General features: G+C 59.0%; 8 protein-coding genes. 3 read left to right on the plus strand and 5 right to left on the minus strand.

Annotated elements, in window-relative coordinates:
- Nucleotides 1–24: 24 nt before the first annotated feature.
- From AB5Y48_RS15940 to AB5Y48_RS15950, 3 genes are read right to left on the minus strand one after another with little or no spacing between them, the layout of a single operon-like run.
- Nucleotides 25–2,838, minus strand: a complete 2,814-nt coding sequence (locus AB5Y48_RS15940) for a M16 family metallopeptidase (RefSeq protein WP_368165091.1) — start codon at nt 2,836–2,838, stop codon at nt 25–27.
- Between the two features lie 17 nt (nt 2,839–2,855).
- The gene (locus tag AB5Y48_RS15945; protein WP_050666473.1) at nt 2,856–3,305 is read right to left on the minus strand and encodes a YqaA family protein; all 450 of its coding nucleotides are present in this window, start codon (nt 3,303–3,305) and stop codon (nt 2,856–2,858) included.
- Nucleotides 3,298–4,251 (minus strand): NADP-dependent oxidoreductase, encoded by a 954-nt coding sequence (locus AB5Y48_RS15950; protein WP_368165093.1) that lies wholly within the window; start codon nt 4,249–4,251, stop codon nt 3,298–3,300. Before AB5Y48_RS15950 ends, AB5Y48_RS15945 begins: the two co-directional genes overlap by 8 nt.
- A 56-nt stretch (nt 4,252–4,307) precedes the next feature.
- On the opposite strand from AB5Y48_RS15950, the gene AB5Y48_RS15955 reads away from it, so the two are divergent.
- Entirely contained in the window at nt 4,308–4,475 is a 168-nt protein-coding gene (locus AB5Y48_RS15955) for a hypothetical protein (RefSeq protein ID WP_162491590.1), read from the plus strand.
- A gap of 10 nt (nt 4,476–4,485) precedes the next feature.
- Complete coding sequence (gene fos, locus AB5Y48_RS15960) at nt 4,486–4,884, plus strand: fosfomycin resistance glutathione transferase (RefSeq protein ID WP_368165094.1); 399 nt, start codon at nt 4,486–4,488, stop codon at nt 4,882–4,884.
- A gap of 45 nt (nt 4,885–4,929) precedes the next feature.
- Here fos and AB5Y48_RS15965 read toward each other — a convergent pair whose 3' ends face one another.
- On the minus strand, nt 4,930–5,106 hold the full coding sequence (locus tag AB5Y48_RS15965) for a hypothetical protein (protein ID WP_168929920.1): 177 nt from the start codon (nt 5,104–5,106) through the stop codon (nt 4,930–4,932).
- A 725-nt stretch (nt 5,107–5,831) separates the two neighbouring features.
- Nucleotides 5,832–6,338 (minus strand): lysozyme inhibitor LprI family protein, encoded by a 507-nt coding sequence (locus AB5Y48_RS15970; RefSeq protein WP_368165096.1) that lies wholly within the window; start codon nt 6,336–6,338, stop codon nt 5,832–5,834.
- A 58-nt stretch (nt 6,339–6,396) separates the two neighbouring features.
- Between AB5Y48_RS15970 and AB5Y48_RS15975 the strand changes: the two genes are divergently transcribed.
- Nucleotides 6,397–6,818, plus strand: a 422-nt coding sequence (locus tag AB5Y48_RS15975; RefSeq protein WP_368163772.1) for an ISAs1 family transposase, incomplete at its 3' end; no start/stop codon positions are given.

Below are 6,818 nucleotides of genomic sequence, written 5' to 3' on the forward strand. Positions count from 1 at the left end.
GAGCCGGTGGTTGTTGTGGCTGCCTTAAGGTGCGGGCAGCGGATAAATGGGAAGATGTAGCTCCTGCAGCGGTTTTTCAAGCTCCTTGCGATCGCCGACCACCACGATCACCATCTGGCCCGGATCCAGCCAGCGCTCGGCCAGGGCCTTGAGGGCCTGCGGCTTGATGGTCTTGATGATCTCCCCCTGGCGGGCCACGAAGTCAGGCCCCAACTGATACATGATCATCTGCAACAAGAAACCCGCCTTCTGATCCAGGGTCTCGTAGGAGAGGGCATCCTGCTGGGTCACGGCGCTGCGCAAGTAATCCATCTCTTTCGCGCTCGGTCCCTCCTTGCGGTACTTGTCGAGCTCCAGCAGCACCTGACGGATGGCATCGACGGTGGCGTCGGCCCGCACGTCGGCACCGACGGCGAAGACACCGGCGTCGCGGTTGGCGGAGAAGCCCGAGCTGGCCCCGTAGGTATAGCCCTTCTCCTCGCGCAGCTTGAGGTTGATGCGGCTGTTGAAGTTGCCTCCCAGGTTGAAGTTCATCAGACCGGCCTCGAAGTACTCACCGGTGGCGTCGTAGGGCAGCGCCCGGCGACCGATGCGGATCACCGACTGGGGGGCCCCCGGCTTGTCGACCAGATAGATGCCGGGCTTGGCCTGGGGCTCGGTCGGCTTGAGGTTACCCAGCTCGGGGGCCTTGCCCTGCCAGCGAGTGAGGAACGTGAGCCCCTGCTCGATGGTGGCCTGGTCCACGTCGCCAGCCACCACGATGCGGGCATTGGCCGGGTTGTAGTAGCGCTGCCAGAAGGCCTTCACATCCGCCAGGGTCAACTTCTCGACATCCTTGAGGGTGCCGTCAGAGGGCTGACCGAGGCGGGTCTGCTGGCCGTAGAGCAGCTCGCGGAAAGCTTGGCCCGCCATCCAGGCCGGTTGCTGCTGACTCTGCTGCATCCCCTGCAGGATCTGGTTCTTGGTGCGCTCGAAGTCAGCCTCACGCAAACCGGGCTGGAACAGGAGCTCCTGCACCAGCGCCAGGGTCTCGGGCAACTTGTCGGTCAGGCTGCTGATGGTGATGAGGTTATTGTACTGGGCACTGGAGAAGCTGATACCGGAGCCGAGTTTTTGCAGCTCGTCGCTGAGCTGAGCCTCGCTCAGGCGCTCACTCCCCTGCCCCAGCATGGCCGCAGTCAGGTTGGCGATGCCGAGTTGATCCTTGCCTTCTGCACGGATCCCGCCGGGCAGGGCGATGGTGATGGAGACGGCCGGGATCTCGTCACTCCTGGTGCCGATGATCTCGATCCCCTTGTCGAGCTTGCCGTGCCAGGTGGTCGGCACCGTCACACTGACCGCCGGGCCAGCCTTGGGCTGCACGCTGCGATCGAAGTCATCTTTGACGGTGCGCACCGGCAACACCTGCCCGTGCTTGCTGTAGTCGGGCAGCGCACGCTCGGCCGGCGTGAAGTTGGGCTTGGCCGCCTGCCAATCCCGCTTGCCCTTGGGCACCACGCTCAACACCACGGACGGCTTGTTCAGTATGTACTTGTCATAGGCGGCCTTGACCTGGGCCGGAGTCACCTTGCCGATGGCATCCAGGCTCTTGAAGAGGTAGTTGGGGTCTTGCATGAAGACCTGGCCCATGGCGAGCTGGCTCACCTTGCCCTCGACACTGTCCAGACCCCAGATGGTCGAGGCCCGGTACTTGTTGATCGCCTTCTCGAGATCATCTGGCTGCACACCACGCCGGGCAAACTGGCCGATCACCTTGTCCACCTCGGCCTTGAGGCTCTTGAGGCTGCCATCGACCGCCGGGTTGGGGTAGGCATAGACGGTGAGGGTACAGGCGAGCTCCTCACAGTAGTGGGAGGCACCCACGTCGACCGCCTTGCCCGTCTTGACCAGGGCCTGATAGAGCATGGAGCTCGCCGAGCCCCCCAGCACGTCGGCAAACATGTCGAGGGCCGGCTCTTGCGGATCCCCAAGGGCGACGGTCGGGTAACTGATATAGAGCAGCGGCAGGTGCACCTTGTCTTCCAGGGTGACGTAACGGGTCTCTGGCAGGGTCACCGGCTCGGGGGTCGGCTCGGCCACCTCGGGTCCACGGGGGATCGGGCCGAAGTATTGCTCAATCCAGGCCAGGGCCTGCTTGGGCTCGAAGTCGCCGCCCAGGGTCAGGGTGGCATTGTTGGGACCATACCAGCGCAGGAAGAACTGCTTCAAGTCATCCACACCGACCCGGTCGAGATCCTCCACATAGCCGATAGGCTGCCAGGAGTAGGGATGGGTGCGCGGATAGAGCGCCTCACCCACCCGCTCTCCCACCAGGCCGTAAGGCTGGTTGTCGATACGCTGGGCCCGTTCGTTCTTGACCGTGGCACGCTGTATTTCGAACTTCTTCTGGCTCACCGCATCGAGCAGGAAGCCCATGCGGTCGGCTTCGAGCCAGAGCACCTTCTCCAGCTGGTTGGCCGGCACGGTTTCGTAGTAGTTGGTGCGATCCCGGTTGGTGGTCCCGTTCATGGTGCCACCGGCCTCGTTGATGATGCGCATATGTTCCTGATCGCCCACGTTTTTCGATCCCTGGAACATCATGTGCTCGAAGAAGTGGGCAAAACCGGACTTGCCCACCACCTCGCGGGAAGAGCCCACGTGGTAGGTGACATCGAGATGGACCAGAGGGTCAGACTTGTCCGGTGCCAGGATCACGGTCAGACCGTTGTCGAGGCGATACATCTGATAGGGAATGGCGAGCTTGCCGGGCTCTTTATGCTGTTCGGCCACCAGGGTCGGGGCCGCCAGCACCGAGGAGGAGAGCAGGGCGAGCACAAGAAGAGAGAGTGGATGCTTCACGAATACCTCGCGTTGAGTCAGAAGAACTGGCCGGCCAGCAGGGCGACCGTTCCATAACGGGCCAGTTTGCCCAGGGCGATCAGCAGGCAGGCGCGCAGGGGCGCCATCTTTAGCCAACCCGCCAGCAGGCAGAGGCCATCCCCGACGATCGGGGCCCAGGCCAGTAGCAGGGCCCAGTGGCCATGTAGTTGGAGCCACGAAAGGGCCGTTTGTTCCCCACGGCCGGTGAAATCCTCGGGAGCCTTGTGACGCCGGGCCCACCAACCGAGGGCAAAGGTGGTCATGGAGCCCAGGGTATTGCCCAGGGTCGCCCACCCGAGCAGGCTGGAGAGGCTCCACTGCTGCTGGGCCACCATGGCGCCCAGCAACACCTCTGAGCCACCGGGCAGCAGGGTGGCCGAGACGAAGGCGCTGACAAACAGCGCCGTCAGGCCATGGGCACCCAGCCAAAGCGCCAGATCAGGCATGGCCATCCATGCGCAGCAGCAACTTGCCGCGGGTGTGACCGCCTTCGATGGCCTGATGGGCCAGGGCCCCTTCGGCCAGAGGGAAAATATGGGCGAGCTGGAGATGGGCCTCACCCATCTCGAGCAGCATCACCATCTGGGCGAGCTGTTTGCTGTCCGGGTGGACCAGCATGCCGCGCACCTCGACGCCACCTTCGCTCCCGGCCGCCTTGATCGCCTCGGCCGTGATGGTGGGGACAGTGACCAGCCGGCCACCGGCCTTGACACAGGCGAGCGCCCGCTGGCCGCTCTCGCCCCCCACCAGATCCAGCACCAGATCAACCTCGCCCACCCGGGCGGGCCAGTCGGGGTCGTGATAATCGAAGGCAGCACGCGCCCCCAGTCCCAACACGAAGCCATGGTTATCCGGGCTGGCCAGGGCCACCACCTCGGCGCCCCAGGCGCGCGCCCACTGCAGCGCCAGATGGCCCACACCACCGGCGGCGGCCAGAATCAACACCCGCTGCCCCTTTTGCAGCTCACCGTGCTCGAAGAGCCCTTGCCAGGCGGTGAGCCCGGCCAGAGGCAGACCGGCCCCCTGATCCAGCGGCAGTGTGGTCAGGCGGGCCAACTCATCCACCTGCGCCACCACAGACTCGCCATAGCCACCACCGGCGAGGGGGAAACCCACCATGCCACACACCCTGTCGCCCACGGCAAGTGTGGTCACGCCGGGGCCCAGCGCCTCGACCACACCGGCCACGTCATAACCCGGGGTCCAGGGAAGCTTGTCCCGATTTTGGGCTGCCGCCCAGCCGAGGCCGGCACGCGTCTTGGCATCGATGGGATTTACGCCGGCATAGTGCACCCGCACCCGCACCTGCCCCTCACCGGGGACGGTTTCGGGCACGCTGGCCAGCCTGAGAACAGAAGGATCGCCGAAGGCGGTGATTTGCAGCTGATTCATTGTTACAGTCCATTAGGTATGCAACGAAGAGGCCACAGCATAACAGTGAGGACGTGATGGCTCGAATGTTTCTTATTCCCCTGCTGCTGGCCATTGGCTGGTATCTCTTCCTGCTCTGGTTTCGCATTCCCCTCAAACAGGGACTCAAGGGGTTTTACTGGATCATTGGACTGGGCTCGCTGATGGCCGGATTCTTCAGCCTGATGATCTGGCTCACCCATTAGGAATTGGGACATGCTGACCGGTCTTAATCATCTGACCCTGGCTAGCGGCGATCTCGAGCGCAGCCTCACCTTCTATCGCGATCTGCTGGGCTTTCACCCCCATGTACGCTGGAGCGGCGGAGCCTACCTAAGTCTGGGAACACTCTGGCTCTGCCTCTCATGCGACACGCCAGCCCCGGCCCGGGATTACACCCATGTAGCCCTCTCCATCGATCCCGAGCACTTCGCCACCTTCTGTGAGCGGCTGCGCGCCGCCGCTGTGGTGGAGTGGAAACAGAACAGCAGCGAGGGTGACTCGATTTACCTGCTCGATCCGGACGGCCACCGCCTGGAGATCCACGCCGGCGATCTGGCCAGCCGCCTCAGCGCCCTTCGCCAGGCACCCTATGCCGATCTGGAGTGGCTGTGAGAGCCAAAAAGGAACGGGGCCAAAGGCCCCGCTATCGCGTGTGACTCAGACTGCCTGCGCCAGATGTTGGCGGTAGCGGCTGCGCCACTTCTCTTTTTCCTCTTTGTTGCCTTGCTCGGCCCAGAACGCCTCAATATCCCGCGCCAGATCGGCCGCCATGGCATGATCCCCGTCGCGTCGGCTCAGCAGATAATCCCCCAGCCAAGACTGATACTGTTCCATCTATGCCTCCCTGTCAGTTCGTTCCATTCTCCCGTGATGACCATTCAGGTCAATATTTAGCCTAACCACTCTACACTTTATTGGCTCATATGACCACCAGTTATCACATCATGGTCACCAATTCGATGTCAAAAAACAGATATCAAGAAGGGCCGGAGATCCACTCCGGTTAATAGTAGAGACTCTCTTTGTAACTGCTTGACTCAACCCAACACCATGGTTAAAAACAAGACAACCGCGATTGAAACAATAAGTCATTCCTTAAACTCTAAATATCAACCAGAACTGACTGAGTGAGTGAGACAAAAAATGACATGGCGACCGCTCTCCATTCGTTCGAAAAAACCAAAAGACCATACATCATCACCCACAGAAAAAAAATAAAACATACTACTTGGCTACGAGCCTATATCCACCCCGATAAATACTGTTCAAATCAGTAAAAAGAGGCCTATTATTGAATGCTTTCAAGTGATTGCTGGATCTGTACCGATTACCCCATCCCTGCCGAGTTGTGTGCGTCAAGTCCCTGTCGGTGAACGGTTACAAATGATGGGTGTCACAGAGTTCCCGTTGTGGGTGACCCAGAATTTCTCAGCATTTTCCCGCAAAGCGCTACGCTCCTGTCAAAATGGTGGGTGTCCCAGAATTTCTATGACACAAGAAAACACCGGCTGACGCCGGTGTTCGGTAATAACAAGAACCGTACAGTTTTTATATTATCACTATTTACCGCTTAGATATTTTGCGCGATTTTTGGTCATTTCGGTTTGGCACTCATACCTATTAACCTTCTCCGATATGGATAGATCTGCAAGGTCTGCTGATTCTATCTTGCCGCACTTACTTTCTTTTCCCCATATCCATGCTATTTGCTCATCTTTCATAGATGACCGGAATGATGCAGGAATAGACTTCCAAATTTTATTCAAATGAGCATCTTCAACCTCATAAGATTGCTTAGCAGTTGTCACTCTAGATGGATCATTATTCTTAATTATTTCATCTTTTCTAATCGATAAATATGATGAGCTAGCCAGTGACATGGGGGCATAGTAAGTCCCGCCAATATCTACTGATATATCTTTTTCATTGTCTGCCAGCCTTATACCATATGAAATATTTTTCCATGACAGATCACCGTTTTTATACAGTCCGTGGCTTTCACTGATAAATTCTGAAAAGACTTCTGGGACCAGGGCGAGATCGCGAACGCTTTTTGAGCGAACCATTGGGTTTGACCGCCGTCCCGGGCTGTGATCTTATGCTCTCTTTTCGGAGAGCCACTTCATGCCCATCGACGCCTTCTCTAAGCACTTTGCCGAGCTCCAAGACCCAAGGCAAACCGCCAAAGTGGCTTATCCCTTATTTGATGTGCTGTTTCTGACGCTCTGTGCTGTTATCGGTGGTGCTGAAGGATGGCAGGATATTGAGGACTTTGGTGACGCCCATCTAGACTGGTTCCAGAAGCGCCAGCTCTTCCTCAATGGCATGCCGGTTGATGACACGATTGCCCGCGTCATTTCCCGGCTCGACCCATTGCAGTTTCAGCATTGTTTTCTCAGCTGGATGACATCGGTAAGTCAGTGCAGTAACGGCGACGTTATCGCCTTGGATGGAAAGGTGTTGCGAGGCTCCTATCACCGTGATGACAGGGCTTCAGCCATCCATATGGTCAGTGCGTTTGCCTGTGCCAATGGTGTCGTGCTAGG

The sequence above is a fragment of the Aeromonas sp. R6-2 genome (assembly GCF_040908155.1).
In the GTDB taxonomy this organism is placed as follows: domain Bacteria; phylum Pseudomonadota; class Gammaproteobacteria; order Enterobacterales; family Aeromonadaceae; genus Aeromonas; species Aeromonas schubertii.

Coding starts and splice junctions, on each gene's coding strand:
- AB5Y48_RS15955 (WP_162491590.1), top strand. CDS start 4,308: ATGGCTCGAATGTTTCTTATTCCCCTGCTGCTGGCCATTGGCTGGTAT.
- AB5Y48_RS15965 (WP_168929920.1), bottom strand. CDS start 5,106: ATGGAACAGTATCAGTCTTGGCTGGGGGATTATCTGCTGAGCCGACGC.
- AB5Y48_RS15945 (WP_050666473.1), bottom strand. CDS start 3,305: ATGCCTGATCTGGCGCTTTGGCTGGGTGCCCATGGCCTGACGGCGCTG.
- fos (WP_368165094.1), top strand. CDS start 4,486: ATGCTGACCGGTCTTAATCATCTGACCCTGGCTAGCGGCGATCTCGAG.
- AB5Y48_RS15950 (WP_368165093.1), bottom strand. CDS start 4,251: ATGAATCAGCTGCAAATCACCGCCTTCGGCGATCCTTCTGTTCTCAGG.
- AB5Y48_RS15970 (WP_368165096.1), bottom strand. CDS start 6,338: ATGGTTCGCTCAAAAAGCGTTCGCGATCTCGCCCTGGTCCCAGAAGTC.